Below are 19009 nucleotides of genomic sequence, written 5' to 3'. Positions count from 1 at the left end.
CGCCTTTACGGGCGCGGGGCTTGCACCCGGAGGCGACCGGACGCGCGCGGTCCGACGGTTGGATGCAGCGACTCGGACGGATCCGCGCCGACCACGCGCCGCTTGCGCAGCAGGAGGACCTTGCCCCAGCCGCGCCAGGTGCCGACCGAGGGCGCTGCGGGGTCGCAGGGAAAGCGGCCGACCCAGCCCTCGGGCAGCGGCAGCCCGCAGCCCTCGGCCTTCGACAGCATCCAGGTCAGCGGCACGTTCGCCAGCGGCCGCGCCGGGTCGAACCCGGCCAGCTGCCCGCCGATATCGCCATGCGCGCCGCGGAACCATACCTGCTCGACCGCGCCGGGATGGTCGGGGTCGGTCACCCACATGACCGGATCGAACACCTCGCGCGTTTCGTCCAGCGCAAGCGCGTGGAAGCCGTGGCGGATATGCGGCCCCAGTTCGTGGCTGTGGAACAGGTGCGGCTTCTCGGTCCATTGCCAGATCACCGGCAGCCGCAGCCCCAGCGCCTTGACCGTGTCCCAGACGCCGACCAGCTCGATCTCGACGTCGTCGTGGCAGAATTTCCGGCGGAAGACCGGCGCCATCGGGCTGTCGGTGTCGCGCTGGTAATAGCGATAGGCGAGCCGGATATTGCGTTCGGTCGCGTGTTCGGACCGCAAAAGGCCCACCCGGTCGATCAGCCCGGCCAGTGACCGCACGGCGTAGGCGCCGCGGGAATAGCCGAACAGGAAGATGCGGTCGCCGGGACGGTAGCGCGAGGCGATGAAGCCGTAGACCCGCCGGATCTGGCGGTTGATGCCGCGCCCCTCGATCACGTCCAGCGAGTTGCGCCAGGAATGCCACTGGATGCCGGCCTCGTAGCGCAGCGACAGCCGCCGCTCCGCCGCCACCTCGGTCAGCAGCTTGTAGAGCAGCCCCGCATTGCTCTCGCGGCCTTCTTCCAGCGACGACATCGTGCCGTCGAGGATCACCACGTGATCGACCCGCCCGCGCGTGAGGGGCGAGTGCTCCTCGCGCTGGCGCAGCCGCAGCCAGCCGAGGATGCGGTCGCGCCAACGCATGGTTCAGGTCTGCAGGCAGGTCATGGCATCACGCGGCGTTCAGCATCTCCCAGACCCGGAGCGGCGTGAAGGGCATGTCGACATGGCGCACGCCCTTCTCCCACAGCGCGTCCTGCACGGCGTTGGTCACCGCGGCCAGCGCGCCCACCGTCCCGGCCTCGCCGCAGCCCTTCATGCCCATGATGTTGGCCGTCGAGGGCACCGGTTCGGAATTGAACACGATGAAGGGCATGTCGGTGGCGCGCGGCATCGAGTAGTCCATGAAGGTCGCGGTCAGAAGCTGGCCGGTCTCGTCATAGACCGTGTGTTCCAGCATCGCCTGGCCGATGCCCTGGGCGACCCCGCCATGCACCTGACCTTCGGCGAGCATCGGGTTGATGAGATTGCCGAAATCGTCGACGACGGTGTATTTCACCACCTCGGTCACGCCGGTATCCGGGTCGACCTCGACCTCGGCGATATGGGCGCCGTTGGGATAGGAGCGGCCCGGGATCGTCGCCTTCTCGCGGAACGACAGAAGGTCGGTGCGCCCCTTGGCCCGGGCCATCTCGGCGGCCTCCAGGAAGGTGGGGGCGACGTTCGTGCCCTTGACCCGGAACTGCTCGTCGTCGAACGAGACGTCGCTCGCGTCGACGCCGTTCTCCTCGGCGAGGAAGGCGGAATACTTCTCGACCATCACCGTCACCGTCTGCAGCACCGCGTTGTTCTGCGTGGTGACCGAGCGCGAGCCGCCGGTGCCGCCGCCCACCGCGATCCGGTCGCTGTCGCCCTGGACGAAGTTGATCTTGTCCACCGGGATGCCGGTCTGGTCGGACAGGAAGGCGGCGAAGACCGTCTCGTGCCCCTGCCCGTTCGACTGGGTGCCGACATAGATCGTGGCGGTGCCGTCGTCGTTGAAGTCGACCTGGGTATGCTCGGACGGGTCGCCGAGGATCGACTCGATGTAGTAGGAGACGCCGAGGCCGCGCAGCTTGCCGTCCTTCTCCGACGCCGCCTTGCGCGCGGCAAAGCCGGCCAGGTCGGCCTCGTCCTCGGCCCGGCTCAGGACGCGCTCGAAGTCGCCCACATCGTAGGTCTCGCCGGTGGCGGAGGTGTAGGGGAACTGGTCCGGCTTGATGAAGTTCCGCCGCCGCAGCTCCAGCGGGTCGATGCCCAGCTCGCGCGCCGCGTTGTCCATCGAGCGTTCCAGGGCATAGATCGCCTCGGGCCGCCCGGCGCCGCGATAGGCGTCGACCGGCACGGTGTTGGTGTAGATGCCCTTCACCTCCAGAAGCGTATTCTGGTTGTCGTAGGTTCCCATCATCACGCGGGCGAACAGGAAGGACTGGATCATCTGGCCGAAGGTGGAGTTGTAGGCGCCGAGATCGCTCAGCGTCTTAACCTTGTAGCCGATCAGCTTGTAATCGCTGTCGAATGCCATCTCGGTCGTCGATGTCAGCGCGCGGCCGCCATTGTCGGTCAGCATCGCCTCGGTGCGCTCGGACATCCATTTGACGGGCTTGCCAGTCAGCTTCGACGCCAGAGGCAGCGAGAAGTATTCGGGATAGGTAAAGCCCTTCATGCCGAAGCCGCCGCCCACGTCGGGGTTGGTCACCCGGACCTGCGCGGCGTCGATGCCGTAGGCCGCCGACAGCTCGTCCTTCATCCCCCAGACGCCCTGCCCGCCGAAGCAGATGTGTACGCGGTCGCCCTCCCACTCGGCATAGGCGCCGCGGGGCTCCATCGAGTTCACGATGATCCGGTTGTCGCCGACCTCCAGCTTGACCACATGCGCGGCGTCGGCGAACGCCTTGTCGACCGCCTCGGCGTTGCCGTCGGCGAAGTCGTAGGCCACGTTGCCCGGCGCGTCGTCGGGGTGAAGCTCCGTCCCGCCCTCGGCGAGATCGACCTTCACCGGCAGCTCGTCATAGTCGAACTCGATCAGCTCGGCGGCGTCCTTGGCCTGGGCCAGCGTCTCGGCCACGATGCAGACGACCGGTTCGCCGACAAAGCGCACCCGGTCCTTGGCCAGCATCGGCCGCATCGGCGCCGCGCCCTTGCCGCCGTCGCGGGTCGGGGCCTGGCTGGCCTGCATGCCGATGTTGATGTCGTTGGCCTCCAGATCCGCGGCCGTCAGCACGCAGGCGACGCCGGGGGCCTGTTTCGCGTCGGAGATGTCGAGACCGGTGATCTCGGCATGCGCCACGGGCGAGCGGAAGAAATGCGCCACGAGCGAGCCGGCCGGCGCGATGTCGTCCACGTAGCGGCCATGCCCGGTCAGCAGGCGGAGATCCTCGACGCGCTTGACCGGCTGGCTCTTTCCGAACTTTTCCATGCTGGGGGCTCCCTGTCCGTAATCCCGTTTTGCCGGCGAGATTAGCCTTTCAGTTCCCGGGAGCAAGCCGCTTCGAAGCGGCTTGGCGCCGGCGGTCCGGCGGACCGCCGGCGCAAGGGCCTTGCAAGGCCCTTGCGCGACGGGCTCAGCCGGAGTCGAGGGCATGGCGCGGCGGCCCGACATCGCCTTCCCAATAGGCATGGCGGCCGAGCCGGTACACGACGATCCGGTCGCCGGGGCGGTAGGTCTCGCGCAGCCACGCCACCGGGCGCATCAGGCTCTCGCCCGTCTTCCCGTCGGGCTCGCGCCAGGTCAGCCGGCCCTGCCGCGCGCCGTTCACCGTGACGCGCAGCTCGCGTACGCCCATCACGTCCGCCAGCACCCGCCGGCCGTCGCGCCGCACGCGCACCGCACGATTCGCCCGCTTGCCGAACACCCAGAGCGCCGCCAGCCCGGCCAGCCCCACGGCCAGGCCGATCCAGCGCAGCCGCGTGCCGACGCGGCGATAGGCGCCGAGGTCTTCCTCGACTTGCGTGGGATCGTCCAGAAGGTAACGGATCGGCCGCTCGTCCCCGATCCGGGCATCGGCGTAATAGCCCGGGCTCACCGCGGTCTCGACCGTCCGGCCGCCGCCGCCCTTCGCCTTGAACGTGAAGGTCACGTAGTGCTCGGTGCCCTCGGCCGACGGCGCCTCGCGCGTGTCGGTCACCACCGCGTAGGCCAGCGCGCCGCTTCGGTCGAGCCGGTCGGCCAGGAACAGCGCGCCCGCGCTGAACGTCGTGACGACGAGCAGCAGCGCGCCCAGGATCAGCCCGACCCAGCCGCCCAGCCGGATGAACAGGCTCCACCAGCCCCGCGGCCGGTGCCGGTCGTGCCGTCTGCGATATGCGCCCATGCCCGCCCTCCGTGCCGCGCCGGCGGCAGGGTAGCGCGAAACGGCGGGCCCCGGAACCGCCCCTTCCCCTTCGCCCGCGCGCGCGGTAAGGGAAGCGCGATTTTCTACGGCGACCGTTCCTGGGGGACCGCTCTGATGGCGATGGACAAGACCTTCGACGCAAACGAGGCAGAGCCGCGGATCTACGCGGCGTGGGAAGAGGCCGGGGCCTTCGCCGCCGGCGCCAACGCCTCGCGGGACGAGACCTTCTCGATCATGATCCCGCCGCCGAACGTGACCGGCAGCCTGCATATGGGCCACGCCTTCAACAACACGCTGCAGGACGTGCTGGTGCGCTGGCACCGGATGCGCGGATACGACACGCTGTGGCAGCCGGGGACCGACCACGCCGGCATCGCCACCCAGATGGTGACCGAGCGCGAGATGGCCGAGAACCAGGAACCGTCGCGCACCGAGATGGGCCGCGAGGCGTTCCTCGACCGGGTCTGGCAGCAGAAGGTCAAGTCGCGCGGCACGATCATCGGGCAGCTGAAGCGGCTGGGCGCCTCCTGCGACTGGTCGCGCGAGGCGTTCACCATGTCCGGCGCGCCCGGCGACCCCGACGAGGGCCGCGGCGGCAACTTCCACGACGCGGTGATCCGGGTCTTCGTGGACATGTACGACAAGGGCCTGATCTATCGCGGCAAGCGGCTGGTCAACTGGGACCCGCATTTCGAGACGGCGATCTCGGATCTGGAGGTGGAGAACGTCGAGACGAACGGCCACATGTGGCACTTCAAGTACCCGCTGGCCGGCGGCGAGACCTATGAATACGTCGAGACCGACGAGGACGGCAACGTCGTGCTGCGCGAGGAGCGGGACTACATCTCGATCGCCACGACGCGGCCCGAGACGATGCTGGGCGACGGCGCCGTGGCAGTTCATCCATCGGATAAACGCTACGCACCAATCGTCGGGAAACTCTGCGAAATCCCCGTCGGGCCGAAGGACCAGCGCCGGCTGATCCCGATCATCACCGACGAGTATCCCGACCCCGATTTCGGCTCGGGCGCGGTGAAGATCACCGGCGCGCACGACTTCAACGACTATGCGGTGGCCAGCCGCGGCAACATCCCGATGTACCGGCTGATGGACACCTCCGGCCACATGCGCGACGACGGCGTCCCCTATGCCGAGGCCGCGGCGCAGGCGCAGGAATACGCCGCCGGCGCCCCCTTCACCGCGGCCGAGGTCGACGTGCTGAACCTGGTGCCGGACGACCTGCGCGGGCTGGACCGGTTCGAGGCGCGCAAGCGGGTGGTCCGGCAGATCACCGACGAGGGGCTGGCGGTGATGACCGTCGCCAGCGACCCGCGGCTGGGCAAGGCGGCGCGGAAGCCGGTCGCGCCCGAAGAGGGCGGCGAGGCCCGCGACGAGGCGCAGGAGCTGGTGCCGCTGGTCGAGGCGAAACAGATCATGCAGCCCTACGGCGACCGCTCGAAGGTGGTGATCGAGCCGATGCTGACCGACCAGTGGTTCGTCGACGCCGAGAAGATCGTCGGCCCCGCGCTGGAGGCGGTGCGCAGCGGCGAGGTCGAGATCCTGCCCGAGCAGGACAAGAAGGTCTATTTCCACTGGCTGGAGACCATCGAGCCCTGGTGTATCTCGCGCCAGCTCTGGTGGGGCCACCAGATTCCGGTCTGGTACGGCTTCGACCTGTCCGGCGAGGGCTTCCGCGACGACGAGTGCGACGGCGCGCTGGACGAGGTGGAGCTGGGCCGCCTGCTGTCGGAACAGTCGCTTCTGAAGGGCAACGAGGTGCACCACTGCGGCTTCGATTTCGCCCGCGTGTCCGAGCAGTTCGCCGACGTTCTCGGCACCCTGCCGACGCCGCTCAACCACGCCCGCGTGGTCGAGGTGGCGGACCGGGACGAGGCGATGCACGTGATCGCCTCCAGCCTCGGCGACTACGGCGTCAGCCAGGACCCGACGCACCTGGTCTATCCCGTCTGGCGCGACCCGGACGTGCTGGACACCTGGTTCTCCTCGGGCCTCTGGCCGATCGGTACGCTGGGCTGGCCGGAGCAGACGCCGGAGCTGCAGAAGTACTTCCCGACGAGCGTGCTGATCACCGGCTTCGACATCATCTTCTTCTGGGTCGCCCGGATGATGATGATGCAATACGCCGTGGTCGGCGAGCGGCCGTTCGACACCGTCTATGTCCACGCGCTGGTGCGCGACGAGACCGGCAAGAAGATGTCGAAGTCGCTGGGCAACGTGCTGGACCCGCTGGAACTGATCGACGACTATGGCGCCGACGCGGTGCGCTTCACGCTGGCCTCGATGGCGGCGATGGGACGCGACTTGAAGCTCAGCCCGCAACGCATTGCCGGATATCGCAATTTCACCACCAAGCTGTGGAACGCGGTGCGCTTTGCCGAGATGAACGGGGTGTACGAGGCCGCCGATTTTTCGTCGAAAAATCGCACGCCGCCCGAGGCGACCGCCACCGCGAACCGCTGGATCCTGGGCGAGACCGCGCGGGTGCGCGAGACGGTCGATGCCGCGCTCGACGCCTTCCGGTTCAACGACGCGGCGAACGCGCTTTACGCCTTTACGTGGGGCAAGGTCTGCGACTGGTACGTGGAATTCGCCAAGCCGCTGCTGGACAGCGACGACGCCGCCGTGGTGGCCGAGACCCGCGCGACGATGGGCTGGGTTCTGGACCAGTGCCTGATCCTGCTGCACCCGTTCATGCCCTTCGTGACCGAGGAGCTCTGGGGCAAGACGGCGGCGCGCGAGGAGATGCTCGTGCATGCGGACTGGCCCGGCTACACGACGACCGAGCTGCTGGACGCGGATGCCGACCGCGAGATGAACTGGGTGATCGAACTGATCGAAGAGGTCCGCTCGGCCCGGGCGCAGATGCACGTGCCCGCGGGGCTGCACGTGCCGATGCTGCAGGTCGAGCTGGACGCGGCCGGGCAATCCGCCTGGACCCGCAACGAGACGCTGATCAAGCGGCTGGCGCGGATCGACTCGCTGACCGGCGTGCCGGAGATGCCCAAGGGCGCGATCACCGTCGCTGTCGAGGGCGGGCTGTTCGGCCTGCCGCTGGCCGACATCATCGACGTGGCCGAGGAACGGGCGCGGCTGGAGAAGACGCTGGGCAAGCTGGAAAAGGAGATCGGCGGGCTGGAGAAGCGCCTGTCGAACCCGAAATTCGCCGAGAGCGCGCCGGCCGAGGTGGTCGAGGAGACGCGGGACAACCTCGCCGCCCGCCAGGACGAGGCGGCGAAGCTGCGCACCGCGCTGGCGCGGCTGGCCGAGGTGGCGTGATGACCCGCCGCTTCCGCAACCTGACGGAACAGCAGATCCGGAAGGCGGAAGCTGAGGGCAAGCTGACGAACCTGGCGGGCGCAAGCAAGCCCCTGCCCGACCGGCCCGGCGACGCCTTCATCTCGCCGGGCGACGCGGTGGGCCACAGGATCATGGCCGAGGCGGGCGCGCTGCCCGAGGAAATCCTGCTCAAGCGCAAGGTCGCGGTCGCGCGGGAGGCCGTGCGGACCGCGAAACCGGAGGCGCGCAAGGCCGCGATGGCGCATCTGGCAGAGCTGGACATGCGGCTGGCCATCGCGCAGGAGGCGCGGCGCAAGTTCCTGAAAGAATAGGGCTTGCCAGCGACGCCACCCCGTTTCAGCATGCGCCCCATGACCGGTCCGCGCTTCACCGACCTTGCCGCCTCGCTGCCCGCCTCGGTCCCCTTCGTCGGGCCGGAGGCGCAGGAGCGCGCCCGCGGCCGGCCGTTCCGCGCCCGGGTCGGGGCGAACGAGTCGGTCTTCGGCCCCTCGCCCCGCGCCGCCGCCGCGATGGCCGCCGCCGCGGCCGATGCGTGGATGTACGGCGACCCCGAGAACCACGACCTGCGCCACGCGCTGGCCGAGGCAGAGGGCGTTGCGCCCGAGAACGTCGTCGTCGGCGAGGGGATCGACGGGCTGCTGGGCTACACGGTGCGGCTGACGGTGGCCCCGGGCGACGCGGTGGTGACCTCGGACGGGGCCTATCCGACCTTCAACTACCACGTGGCGGGCTATGGCGGGGTGCTGCACAAGGTGCCCTATCGCGACGACCGCGAGGATATCGACGCCCTGCTGGCCAAGGCGGCGGAGGTGGATGCGAAGCTTCTGTACCTGTCGAACCCCGACAACCCGATGGGCACATGGCACGATCCCGCGGCCATCGAGGCGATGCTGGCGCGGCTGCCGCAGGGCACGCTGCTGGTCCTGGACGAGGCCTATGCACAGTTCCTGCCCGAGGGCGCGCAGCCGCGGATCGCGGTGGACGACCCGCGGGCGATCCGGTTCCGCACCTTCTCCAAGGCCTACGGGATGGCGGGGGCGCGGGTGGGCTATGGCCTCGGGGCCGCTCCGCTGATCACCGCCTTCAACAAGGTGCGCAACCATTTCGGCATGTCCAGGATATCCCAGGCCGGCGCGCTGGCCGCGCTGGAGGACGGCGCCTTCCTGGCCGAGACCATCGCCCGCGTCGCCGCCGCGCGCGAGCGGATCGCCGGGATCGCAGGCGACAACGGCCTGTCCGCCCTGCCCTCGGCGACGAATTTCGTGGCCGTAGATTGCGGCGCCGACGGCGATTTCGCGCGCGCGGTGCTGGCGGGACTGCTGGCGCAAGGGGTGTTCGTGCGAATGCCCTTCGTCGCGCCGCAGGACCGCTGCATCCGGATCTCGGCCGGCACTCAGGCCGATCTGGACCTTCTCGCCGCCGCCCTGCCCCGGGCGCTGGCGGAGGCGCGCGCCGAAAAGTGAAGCGGGCCGGGCTGGCCCGAGGCCGGCGCGGTGCTATCGTCAGGACAAGTGCGGTGTCCTGCGGGGCGGACGGAGGCGCGGATGACACAACGGCGAGACAGCGACGGCCGACCTCCCCTGCCCGGGGCCGGACTCATGGAGGATTACACGATGCCGTTTCTCGTGGTCGCGGGCGTGCTGTGCTTTCTCGTGCTGCTGGTGCTCTGGGCCTGGCTGGGCCTGCCGGCGGTGATCATCCTCGCGGCGGTGGCGGACTGGATGCTGCGCCGCAAGCAAACCGCCCATTCGGTGCCGCACGACCCGCAGCCCTGAGGCGCGAAACCCCGCCGAGCCGCGCGGGCTTCGACGTTCGTGCCGCCTTCGGCGAGAGTATTTTCAGCCAGAAGAAGACCCGGCGCAGACCCGGGCGGCCGCCTCCAGCGCGCCGGACCCGTGCGGGACGCCGATCGCCGTGAGCCCGGCCTCGATGGCGCCGAGCGCGCCCAGGACCATATGCGCGTTCACGTGGCCCATATGGGCGATCCGGAAGAAGCCGTGCGAATCCGGGTTGGCGCGGTCGACCATGCCGATGCCGAGGCCCAGCGTGACGCCGGCATTCGCCTCGACCCATTTGCGGATCTCGTTGCCGTAGGGCGCCCCGATGGACAGCGCCGTCACGGCCGTCGAGCGCTTTGCCGGATCGGCGATGTTCATGCGTAGCGGCCCCTCGGCGCCCCAGGCGTCGAAGGCGGCCCAGACGGCGCGGGCCAGCACCTCGTGCCGGGTATGGATGGCCTCCAGCCCTTCTTCCGCGATCATCGCCAGCGCCTCGCGCAGGGCGAAGAGGTGATGGGTCGGCGCGGTGCCGCCGAAATACTGGTAGAAATGCTCGGGATGCGAGCGCGGGCGCCAGTCCCAGTAGGTTGTCACGCAGTTCGCCGTCTCGCGCGCCGCGGCGGCCTTGTCGTTGAAGAAGACGAAGGACAGCCCCGGCGGGGTCATCAGCCCCTTCTGGCTGCCCGCGACGGTCACGTCGACACCCCAGGCGTCCATCTCGTAGCGGTCGCAGGCCAGCGAGGCGATGCAGTCGACCATCAGCAGCGCCGGGTGCCCCGTCTCGTCCAGCACGCGGCGGATGCCGGCGATGTCGTTCTTGACCGAGGTGGCGGTGTCGACCTGCACCACCAGCACCGACTTGATCCTGTGGTCGGCGTCGGCCGCCAGATGCCGGGCGAGCGCGTCGAGATCGACGTCGGACTGCTTGCCGAAATCCATCACGTCGAGTTCCAGCCCCAGCCCGGCCGCATGCTGCGACCAGCCGAGCGCGAAGCGGCCGGTGGCCAGCACCAGGCAGGTCTCGCCCCGCGAATGGGTGTTGGCCAGCGCCGCCTCCCACGCGCCGTGGCCGTTGGCGATGTAGATCGCCAGCTCGCCGCGCGTCTTGGCCACGGCCTTCAGGTCGCGCGAGATGCCGGCGACCTCGTCCACGATGTCGCCCTCGTAGATGTTCGGCGCGGCGCGGTGCATGGCGCGCAGCACCCGGTCGGGCATGACCGAGGGTCCGGGAATGGCGAGGTATTCGCGGCCGTTGGCAAGGGACATGGGCGGGCTCCGATCGTCGACCGGATCGGGTTAGTCCGGCATGCGCGCGGCGTCAATCGGGCCGCGCCTTGTCCGCCGCGCGGTTTGCGGTTACATCCCCGGACTGCATTCAACCCGGTCAGGACCGCCCATGCTGCGCCAGCTGTTCCGACGGATCCACGAGATCGAGCGTCGTCTCTCGAAATCCTTCGGCACCGACATCGACACCCCGGCCGGGCGGCGGGCGGCGTGGTGGCATTTCCACCTGACCGACCACGGGATCCTGCGCGGGCTGTGGACCAACTCCGAAGAGATCGCGCCGGGCGTCTGGCGGTCGAACCAGCCCTCGCCCGCGCGCCTGAGACGAGTGCGCCGCCGCGGCATCGCCACGATCCTGAACCTGCGCGGGCGGGACAAGTTCTCGTTCTACCTGTTCGAGAAGGAGGCCTGCGATAAGCTGGGGATCGAGCTGATCGACCACAAGATCTATGCGCGCCGGCTGGTGCCGGCGGAGCGGTTCCTGGAGCTTTTCGAGATCTTCGACCAGCTGGAGGCGCAAAAGCCCTTCCTGATGCACTGCAAGTCCGGCGCCGACCGGGCGGGTCTCGCCGCGGCGCTGTGGCTGATGGACAAGGAGGGCGCCTCGCTCGCGGCGGCGCGGCGGATGCTGTCGCTGCGCTATGTCCACCTGAGCTCCACGCAGACCGGCATCCTCGACCACCTGCTGGACGTCTACGCCGCCGACTGCGCCGAACACCCGATCCCGATCCGCGAATGGTTCGCCACCCGCTACGACCCGGCCGCGATCACCGCCTCGTTCCATGCCAAGAAGGGCTGGCCCCCGCCGGAGACGGCGTGAGCGAGGCGCGCGACCTGACCCGCTGGCTGTGGCAGCGCTATCTGCGGCGGCACCTCTGGGTGATCGTGCTCGCCGTGGTGCTGATGGCCATCGAGGGCGGGATGATGGGGGCGCTGAGCTACCTCATCAAGCCGATGTTCGACCAGGTCTTCGTGGCCGGCAATCGCGGCGCCATCACCTGGGTCGCCGGCGCGGTCTTCGGCGTGTTCCTGATCCGCGCGCTGGCGGGGTTCGGGCAGCGGGTGCTGATGCGGGCGGTCGGGCAATGGGTCTCGGCGGCGCTGCAGGGCGATCTCGTGGCGCATATGCTGCGGCTCGACAGCGCGTGGTTCCAGGCGCATTCCCCCGGCGTGCTGATCGAGCGGGTGCGCGGCGACACGCTGGCCGCCGGCACGATCTGGTCCACCGTCTTCTCGGCGCTGGGGCGCGACGTCGTGGCCCTGCTTTCGCTGTTCGCCGTGGCGCTGTCGATCGACTGGATCTGGACGCTGATCGCGGTGGCCGGCGCGCCGGTGCTGATGGGGCCCATGGTGCTCTTGCAGCGCTGGGTGCGCCGGTCGACCCGCGTCGCGCGCCAGACGGCGGCGCGGCTGTCGACCCGGCTGGACGAGACCTTTCACGGGATCGACACGATCAAGCTGAACACCATCGAAGGGCGCGAGGCGGACCGGTTCTCGGGCGAGCTGGGCGGCTTCGTCGGCGCGCAGATCCGCTCGGAGGCGGGCCAGGCCGGCATTCCCGCGGTGATGGACGTGATCGCCGGCATCGGCTTCTTCGGCGTGCTGCTCTACGGCGGCGCGCAGATCATCGACGGCGAGAAGACGGTGGGCGAGTTCATGTCCTTCTTCACCGCCATGGCGCTGGTCTTCGAGCCGCTGAGGCGGATCGGCAACGTCTCGGGCGCCTGGCAGGCGGCGCTGGCCAGCCTGGAGCGGCTGCACGAGGTGTTCCAGGCCGAGCCCACCATCACCACGCCGGCAGAGCCGGCCGCCCTGCCCGTCCCCGCGCGCCGCGCCGAGGTCCGGCTGGACGACGTGTCGCTGGCCTATGGCGAGCTGCCGGTGCTCCGCGGCGCGAGCTTCGTGGCCGAGGCGGGCAGGACCACGGCGCTGGTGGGCGCTTCGGGGGCGGGCAAGTCGACCGTCTTCCGCGTGCTGACGCGGCTGGTGGAGCCGCAATCGGGCAGCGCGCGGGTCGGCGGTGTCGACGTGTCGGCGCTGTCGCTGGAAGAGCTGCGCGGGCTGTTCTCGGTGGTCACCCAGGATGCGCAGCTGTTCGACGAGTCGGTGCGGGACAACATCCTGCTCGGGCAACCCGCCGACGCGGCGCGGCTGGACGAGGTGCTGCACGCGGCGCATGTGGCGGATTTCCTGCCGCGGCTGGCGGACGGGCTCGACAGCCCCGCCGGCCCGCGCGGCTCGGCGCTGTCGGGCGGCCAGCGGCAGCGGGTGGCGATCGCCCGGGCGCTGCTGCGCGACGCGCCGATCCTGCTTCTGGACGAGGCGACGTCGGCGCTGGACGCCGCCAGCGAGGCGGTCGTGCAGGAGGCGCTGGAGCGGCTGAGCCAGGGGCGCACGACGCTGGTCATCGCGCACCGGCTGGCGACGATCCGGCAGGCGGACAAGATCGTCGTGATGGACCAGGGCACGGTGGTGGACGAGGGCACGCACGAGGCGCTGATCGCGCGCGGCGGAATCTATGCCGACCTGTACCGGCTGCAGTTCGAGGAATGAACCGGCCTGCGGCCGGTGCCTGCGGCGCGCGTATTTTTCACGAGAAGAAGACCGGGGTCAGCGCGAATAGGCGCGGGCGAGGCGCTCCGGGTCGGCGCCCAGAAGGTAGCGCGTGAGCGTGACCAGGTTGCGGGTGCCGCGGCGCAGCCAGCCCTGGCGCTCGTAGCGCTCGGCGCTGGTCCAGGCGGTGGCGGGCAGCGGCACGAGGCGGCGCCCGAGCGCGCGGGCCAGCGCCACATCCTCCATCAGCGGGATCTCGGGATAGCCGCCGACCGCGTCGTAGAGCCGGCGCGAGATCAGCAGGCCCTGGTCGCCATAGGGCAGCCCGAAGGCCCGCGCCCGGAAGTTGGCCCAGCGCGCGACGAGCCGCGCCGCGGAGCCGTCGGCCCGGAACGCAAGGCGGAAATGGCCGGCCTTGTCCGGGTGGTCCCGCAGGTGGCCGAGCAGCGCCGGCGCCCAGCCGGGGCCGAGCTGGGTGTCGGCGTGCAGGAACAGAAGCCACTCGGCCTGCGCCTCCGCCGCGCCGCGGGCCAGCTGGCCGCCGCGGCCGGCCGGCCCGGTGACCAGGATCGCCCCCGCCGCATCGGCGATCCGCGCGGTGCCGTCGGCCGAGCCGCCGTCGCTCAGGATCAGCTCGCGGATCACGCCCTCTTCCAGCCCCTCGCCCAGGCTTGCCAGCGTCGCCGGCACCTCGCGAGCGGCGTCGAGCGTGGGGACGATGACGGAAACCGGCGCGCGCATGGGTTCTTTCGTCTGCTGCCTGGACCCCTATATTACCGCCCGAGACCATAGGGGGAATGCAAAATGCGCGCGGACCGATGCGACGATCGGCAAATCCTTGCCGTCGGCGGCGAGGACCGGATGGAGTTTCTGCAGGGGCTGGTGACCAACGACCTGGCGCTGCTGGCGGACGGGCTGGTCTATGCCGCCCTGCTGACGCCGCAGGGCAAGTACCTGGCCGACTTCTTCCTGCTGCGAACCGAGGACGCGATCCTGATCGACGTGAAGGCGGATCTGGCGGCCGGGCTGATGCAGCGGCTGTCGATGTACAAGCTGCGCTCGAAGGTGACGCTGGAAGAGCGCGACCTGCCCGTCTGGCGCGGGCTGGGCGACGGGCCGGAGGGCGCCTTCGCGGATCCGCGCGATCCGTCGCTGGGCTGGCGGTACTACGGCGAACTCGACGCCGAGCCGGCCGGCGTGGACTGGGACGCGCTGCGGGTGGCGGCCTGCGTGCCGGAAAGCGGGGTGGAGCTGATTCCCGACGGCAGCTTCATCCTGGAGTCCGGGTTCGAGCGGCTGAACGGCGTGGATTTCAAGAAGGGCTGCTATGTCGGGCAGGAAGTCACCGCCCGGATGAAGCACAAGACCGAGCTGCGCAAGGGGCTGGCCAAGGTCACGGTCGACGGCGCGGCGCCGGTGGGCAGCGCGATCACCGCCGGCGAGAAGACGGCCGGCACGCTCTATACCCAGGCCGGCGGCGCCGGGATCGCCTATCTGCGCTTCGACCGCGCGACGGGCGAGATGCAGGCGGACGGCGTGCCGGTGACGCTCGCCTCGTGAGCGCGCTGGCCGACAGCGTCGCCCGGTTGACCGGGGTGGCGGTCGAGGAGCTGTCTCCGCTGTCCGGGGGCGATCTGTCCTCGGTCGCGGCGGCGCGGCTGGCCGACGGCCGCGCCGTGGTGGTCAAGACCGGCCCGCTGGCCGGGGCCGAGGCGGAGATGCTGCGCGCCATCGCGGCGACCGGCTGCCCCTGCCCCGCGGTTCTGGCCGCCGCCGAGGATGTGCTGGTGATGACCCGCCTCGCCGATGGCGGACGGCCGGACGCGGCGGCCTGGGCCGCGTTCGGCGAGGCGCTGCGGCGGCTGCACGACGCGGCCGGGGACGCCTATGGCTGGCCGCGGGACCATGCCTTCGGCCCGGTGACGATCCGCAACGCGCCGCGGCCCGACTGGCCGGCCTTCTGGGCCGAGCGGCGGCTGACGGCGGATATCGCGGCGCTGCCGGCCGATCTCGCCCGCCGGGTCGAGGCGCTGGCCGCGCGGCTGCCCGATCTGCTGCCCGCCGCGCCGCCGGCCGCGCTGCTGCATGGCGACCTGTGGTCGGGCAACGTGCTGTGGGGGCCGGAGGGGTTCAGCGGAGTGATCGACCCGGCCTGCTATCACGGCCATGCCGAGGTGGACCTGGCGATGCTGGGCCTGTTCGGGCGCCTCGGCGACGGGTTCCGCGACGGCCATGGGCCGGCCGAGCCCGGCGAGGCGGAGCGGCGGCCCATCTACCAGCTCTGGCCCGCGCTGGTGCATCTGCGGCTGTTCGGCGGCGGCTATCGCGGGATGGTCGAGCGGCTGTTGGCGGAGACCGGCGCATAAGTCCGGACGCGACCGGCAATTGACCGCCGATGCGTCGGACGGACGGATCCGGCATTTACTTCACGGCATTTATCCGCCGACGGGTCCGAAAGCCGCCCGCGTCAGGCGCGCTCGGCGTATTCCATCGTTTCCGTGTTGACGACGATATCCTCGTCCTGGCCCACAAAGGGCGGCACCATGACCTTCACCCCGTTGTCCAGGACCGCCGGCTTGAACGAGTTCGCCGCCGTCTGGCCCTTCACCACCGGCTCGGTCTCGGCCACCTTGCAGGTCACCTTCTGCGGCAGCGTCGCGTTCAGCGGCTCGGACTCGTAATACTCGATCTGCACGACCATGCCGTCCTGCAGGAACGGGCGCCGCTCCCCCAGCATCTCGGCCGGAAGCTCGATTTGTTCGAAGGTCTCGCTGTCCATGAAGACCAGCATCCCGTCGGTTTCGTACAGGAACTGCTGGTCCTTCTGTTCCAGCCGGACGCGCTCCACCTTGTCCGCCGACCGGAACCGTTCGTTCAGCTTCGATCCGTTGCGAAGGTTGCGAAGCTCCACCTGGGCAAAGGCCCCGCCCTTGCCGGGCTTGACGTGATCGACTTTCACGGCCGCCCAAAGGCCGCCGTTGTGCTCCAGCACGTTGCCGGGGCGAATCTCGTTACCGTTGATCTTGGGCATGTGGCGAAACCATGGCAATAGGTTGATCGGGTTCGGACGCACCCTATATCTGCGGGACTGTCGGGAGGCAAGACGACTAAATACGGTAGCCCTGGGAGTGCAGCCATGCAGTCAGTGCATGGGAGGCATTCCAAATGGGAAATACCGAATCGAAGCAAAAAGGCCATATTGGCCGCCACGCCACGAAAGACAAGAGCAATAAAAAGGACGATGTATGACTGATTTCGTTGACGGGACCGCATTCAACTACGAACAGGGTCAGCGCGCGCGCAAGCTCTTCGCGGCGGTGGTTCTTGCAGCCCTGGATGATGCGATCGCCGACGACAAGAAATACGGCAACGGCCCCGACCAGATCGCCCGCTGGGCCCGGTCGCGGGACGGGCGCGAGGTTCTCAGCTGCGCCGGCATCGACCCCAACGAACGGGTCGTTTCCGGGCTGATGGAGTTCGTGTCGAAAGGCGTCCGCACCTCCGTCGCGCTCAGCCGCGAGGAATCGGAACGCCGCAATGCCGCGCTTCTGGCGCAGCAGGCCGAAGCCGCCTGATCCAAGGCGTCAGGCTCAAGAAAAAGGGGCGCACCGCCAGGCGGGGCGCCCCTTTTCGCATGCTTGGTGCGGCCTGCGGGGTCAGTCGCGCCCGAGGAACTCCCGGGTAAAGTCCGGGGTGCACAGCCCGGGCGCGTCCATGGCACAGCCCGCGCCCGTGACGTCCGGCGGCGGCTCCGCCTGCCATGTCGCCGACAGGTCGAGCGCCGTGCCCGCCCCGCCACCGGAGCGGAACGCCACCATGGCCTGCGCCGCGCCGTCCGCGTCCCAGGCCAGCGTCCATGTGCCGCTGTCGGGAACCGCGCGCCGCTCGGTCATGCACCCGGCCCCCGCGGGCATCGCCATCTCCACCACCGTCCGCGACTCGACGCGCCCCGCGGCGCGACCCGCCTCGGTGACGGTGCCGGCGAACTCCATGTAGGTCAGAACGTCCCAGTCCGGGCAGTCCGAGTAGGGCGCGTAGGTGACCCGCGCGAGCCCGATGCCGGCCGCCACACCGGCCACATGGTCCACCGTCAGCCGCACCCGGTCGGCCACGACCTCGCAGCCGAACCGCGCCGTGGGGCACAGCACGCCGGGCGCGACCCGGCCGTCCAATACGGTGAACCCGTCGGATTGCGCAAAGGCCGGCCCGGCCCAGAGCCAGGCCACGGTCAGTGCCGCACCGACCGCCCGGAGACCTCTGTTCTGTCCGATGCCCGCGCCCATCGCGCGATCCCCCTTCCCTCGGTGCCCCGCGAGAGATAGTCGGAGGCATGGCCAAGGCAATCATGATCCAGGGCGCGGGCTCGAATGTCGGCAAGTCGCTGGTCGTGGCGGGTCTGGCCCGGGCCTTTGCCGCTCGCGGGCTGCGCGTGGCGCCGTTCAAGCCGCAGAACATGTCGAACAACGCGGCCGTCACCGTCGACGGCGGCGAGATCGGGCGGGCCCAGGCGCTGCAAGCCCGCGCGGCCGGGCGCGATCCGGTGGTCGACATGAACCCGGTGCTGCTGAAGCCCGAGACCGATACCGGCGCGCAGGTGATCGTGCAGGGACAGCGCTTTGCCACCCTGCGCGCGCGCGACTACGGACAGCAGAAAGCGTCTCTGATGCCGAAAGTTCTGCAAAGTTACCACCGCCTGGCCGCCGGGGCCGACCTGGTGCTGGTCGAGGGGGCGGGCAGCCCGGCCGAGATAAACCTGCGCGCGGGCGACATCGCCAACATGGGATTCGCCGAGGCGGCGGATGTGCCCGTTGTGCTCTTGGGCGACATCGACCGCGGCGGCGTCATCGCGCAGCTGGTCGGCACCCATGCGGTCCTGCCGCTGGAGGACCGCGCGCGGATAAAAGGCTTTGCGGTCAACAAGTTCCGCGGCGATCCCACGCTCTTCGCCGAGGGGATGGACGCCATCGCGGCGCGCACCGGATGGGCGCCGCTGGGGGTGCTGCCGCATTTCGCGCAGGCCTGGAAGCTGCCGGCCGAGGACGTGATGGACATCCGCTCGAGGCCCGGCGGCGCGCTGAAGATCGCGGTGCCGCGGCTGAACCGGATCGCCAATTTCGACGACCTCGACCCGCTGAACGCCGAACCCGGCGTCAGCGTCGAGATCGTGCCGCCCGGCCGCGCCCTGCCCGGCGATGCGGCGCTGGTGCTGATCCCCGGCTCCAAGTCCACCATCGCCGATCTGGCCGATTTCCGGGCGCAGGGCTGGGACGTCGACCTGTTCGCCCATGTCCGGCGCGGCGGGCACGTGCTGGGGCTGTGCGGCGGCTACCAGATGCTGGGACGCGAGATCGCCGACCCGGAGGGTCTCGAAGGACCGCCGGACCGGACGCGGGGCCTCGGCCTTCTGGACGTGACTACCGTGATGCGGCCGGAAAAGCGGCTGTCGCTGACCCGCGCGCGGGACCGGGCGAGCGGCGAGCCCGTCGAGGGCTATGAGATCCACCTGGGCGACACGACCGGCCCCGACGGCGCGCGGGCGTGGCTGGAGATCGACGGCCGGCCGGAAGGGGCGGAAAGCGCCGACGGCCGGGTCCGCGGCTGCTATCTGCACGGGCTGTTCGCGGCGGACGGCTTCCGCGCGCGCTATCTGGACCGGCTGGGCGGCACGGCGGGCCAGGCGCCCTACGAGGCGGGGCTGGACGCCACGCTCGACGCGCTGGCCGCGCATCTCGACGACGCGCTGGACCTCGACCGGCTGCTGGAGCTGGCGGCGCCGGTGTGCTGACCC

At 70.1% G+C, this 19009-nt stretch carries 17 protein-coding genes; 10 read left to right on the top strand and 7 right to left on the bottom strand.

The window, feature by feature from the left end; all coding sequences use genetic code 11:
* Positions 1–5: 5 nt before the first annotated feature.
* The 3 genes from P1J78_RS04270 to P1J78_RS04260 all read right to left on the bottom strand — a co-directional run bounded on the left by P1J78_RS04270 (position 6) and on the right by P1J78_RS04260 (position 4267).
* The gene (locus P1J78_RS04270; RefSeq protein ID WP_275566086.1) at positions 6–1058 is read right to left on the bottom strand and encodes a T6SS phospholipase effector Tle1-like catalytic domain-containing protein; all 1053 of its coding nucleotides are present in this window, start codon (positions 1056–1058) and stop codon (positions 6–8) included.
* Between the two features lie 28 nt (positions 1059–1086).
* Positions 1087–3372: a xanthine dehydrogenase family protein molybdopterin-binding subunit gene (locus P1J78_RS04265; RefSeq protein ID WP_275566085.1), complete on the bottom strand. Its 2286-nt coding sequence runs from the start codon at positions 3370–3372 to the stop codon at positions 1087–1089.
* A gap of 145 nt (positions 3373–3517) precedes the next feature.
* Positions 3518–4267, bottom strand: coding sequence for a DUF3592 domain-containing protein (locus P1J78_RS04260; protein WP_275566084.1), 750 nt, complete (start codon positions 4265–4267; stop codon positions 3518–3520).
* Between the two features lie 135 nt (positions 4268–4402).
* On the opposite strand from P1J78_RS04260, the gene P1J78_RS04255 reads away from it, so the two are divergent.
* The 4 genes from P1J78_RS04255 (at position 4403) to P1J78_RS04240 (ending at position 9381) form a co-directional block, all read left to right on the top strand.
* Positions 4403–7585: a valine--tRNA ligase gene (locus P1J78_RS04255; RefSeq protein ID WP_275566083.1), complete on the top strand. Its 3183-nt coding sequence runs from the start codon at positions 4403–4405 to the stop codon at positions 7583–7585.
* Complete coding sequence (locus tag P1J78_RS04250; RefSeq protein ID WP_275566082.1) at positions 7585–7917, top strand: DnaJ family domain-containing protein; 333 nt, start codon at positions 7585–7587, stop codon at positions 7915–7917. The genes P1J78_RS04255 and P1J78_RS04250 overlap by 1 nt, the downstream gene beginning before the upstream one ends.
* Positions 7918–7956: 39 nt before the next feature.
* Complete coding sequence (locus tag P1J78_RS04245; RefSeq protein WP_275566081.1) at positions 7957–9069, top strand: pyridoxal phosphate-dependent aminotransferase; 1113 nt, start codon at positions 7957–7959, stop codon at positions 9067–9069.
* An 81-nt stretch (positions 9070–9150) separates the two neighbouring features.
* Entirely contained in the window at positions 9151–9381 is a 231-nt protein-coding gene (locus tag P1J78_RS04240) for a hypothetical protein (RefSeq protein ID WP_275566080.1), read from the top strand.
* 63 nt (positions 9382–9444) lie between these two features.
* On the opposite strand, the gene P1J78_RS04235 is transcribed toward P1J78_RS04240, so the two are convergent.
* Positions 9445–10650: a pyridoxal-phosphate-dependent aminotransferase family protein gene (locus tag P1J78_RS04235; RefSeq protein WP_275566079.1), complete on the bottom strand. Its 1206-nt coding sequence runs from the start codon at positions 10648–10650 to the stop codon at positions 9445–9447.
* A 130-nt stretch (positions 10651–10780) separates the two neighbouring features.
* Between P1J78_RS04235 and P1J78_RS04230 the strand changes: the two genes are divergently transcribed.
* Together P1J78_RS04230 and P1J78_RS04225 are read left to right on the top strand one after the other, a co-directional pair.
* Positions 10781–11488, top strand: a complete 708-nt coding sequence (locus P1J78_RS04230) for a fused DSP-PTPase phosphatase/NAD kinase-like protein (protein WP_275566078.1) — start codon at positions 10781–10783, stop codon at positions 11486–11488.
* Positions 11485–13221 (top strand): ABC transporter ATP-binding protein, encoded by a 1737-nt coding sequence (locus P1J78_RS04225; RefSeq protein ID WP_275566077.1) that lies wholly within the window; start codon positions 11485–11487, stop codon positions 13219–13221. The genes P1J78_RS04230 and P1J78_RS04225 overlap by 4 nt, the downstream gene beginning before the upstream one ends.
* Positions 13222–13278: 57 nt before the next feature.
* Here the strand turns inward: P1J78_RS04225 and P1J78_RS04220 are convergent, their stop codons facing one another.
* Positions 13279–13962 (bottom strand): TIGR04283 family arsenosugar biosynthesis glycosyltransferase, encoded by a 684-nt coding sequence (locus tag P1J78_RS04220; RefSeq protein WP_275566076.1) that lies wholly within the window; start codon positions 13960–13962, stop codon positions 13279–13281.
* A 63-nt stretch (positions 13963–14025) separates the two neighbouring features.
* On the opposite strand from P1J78_RS04220, the gene ygfZ reads away from it, so the two are divergent.
* Positions 14026–14781, top strand: coding sequence for a CAF17-like 4Fe-4S cluster assembly/insertion protein YgfZ (gene ygfZ, locus P1J78_RS04215; RefSeq protein WP_275566075.1), 756 nt, complete (start codon positions 14026–14028; stop codon positions 14779–14781).
* Positions 14778–15587, top strand: coding sequence for a fructosamine kinase family protein (locus tag P1J78_RS04210; RefSeq protein ID WP_275566074.1), 810 nt, complete (start codon positions 14778–14780; stop codon positions 15585–15587). Before ygfZ ends, P1J78_RS04210 begins: the two co-directional genes overlap by 4 nt.
* 101 nt (positions 15588–15688) lie before the next feature.
* Here the strand turns inward: P1J78_RS04210 and efp are convergent, their stop codons facing one another.
* Positions 15689–16252, bottom strand: coding sequence for an elongation factor P (gene efp, locus P1J78_RS04205; RefSeq protein ID WP_275566073.1), 564 nt, complete (start codon positions 16250–16252; stop codon positions 15689–15691).
* Positions 16253–16466: 214 nt separating this feature from the next.
* Here efp and P1J78_RS04200 point away from each other — a divergent pair, with 214 nt between their 5' ends.
* Positions 16467–16796, top strand: coding sequence for a DUF6280 family protein (locus P1J78_RS04200; protein WP_275566072.1), 330 nt, complete (start codon positions 16467–16469; stop codon positions 16794–16796).
* An 81-nt stretch (positions 16797–16877) separates the two neighbouring features.
* On the opposite strand, the gene P1J78_RS04195 is transcribed toward P1J78_RS04200, so the two are convergent.
* The gene (locus P1J78_RS04195; protein WP_275566071.1) at positions 16878–17504 is read right to left on the bottom strand and encodes a hypothetical protein; all 627 of its coding nucleotides are present in this window, start codon (positions 17502–17504) and stop codon (positions 16878–16880) included.
* Positions 17505–17551: 47 nt separating this feature from the next.
* Here P1J78_RS04195 and P1J78_RS04190 point away from each other — a divergent pair, with 47 nt between their 5' ends.
* Positions 17552–19006 carry a cobyric acid synthase gene (locus P1J78_RS04190; protein ID WP_275566070.1) on the top strand — a complete coding sequence of 485 codons (1455 nt, stop codon included), beginning with the start codon at positions 17552–17554 and terminating at the stop codon, positions 19004–19006.
* Positions 19007–19009 lie beyond the last annotated feature (3 nt).

The organism is Psychromarinibacter sediminicola, from assembly GCF_029168335.1.
In the GTDB taxonomy this organism is placed as follows: Bacteria; Pseudomonadota; Alphaproteobacteria; order Rhodobacterales; family Rhodobacteraceae; genus Psychromarinibacter; species Psychromarinibacter sediminicola.
This window is presented reverse-complemented; position numbering and strand designations above follow the sequence as displayed.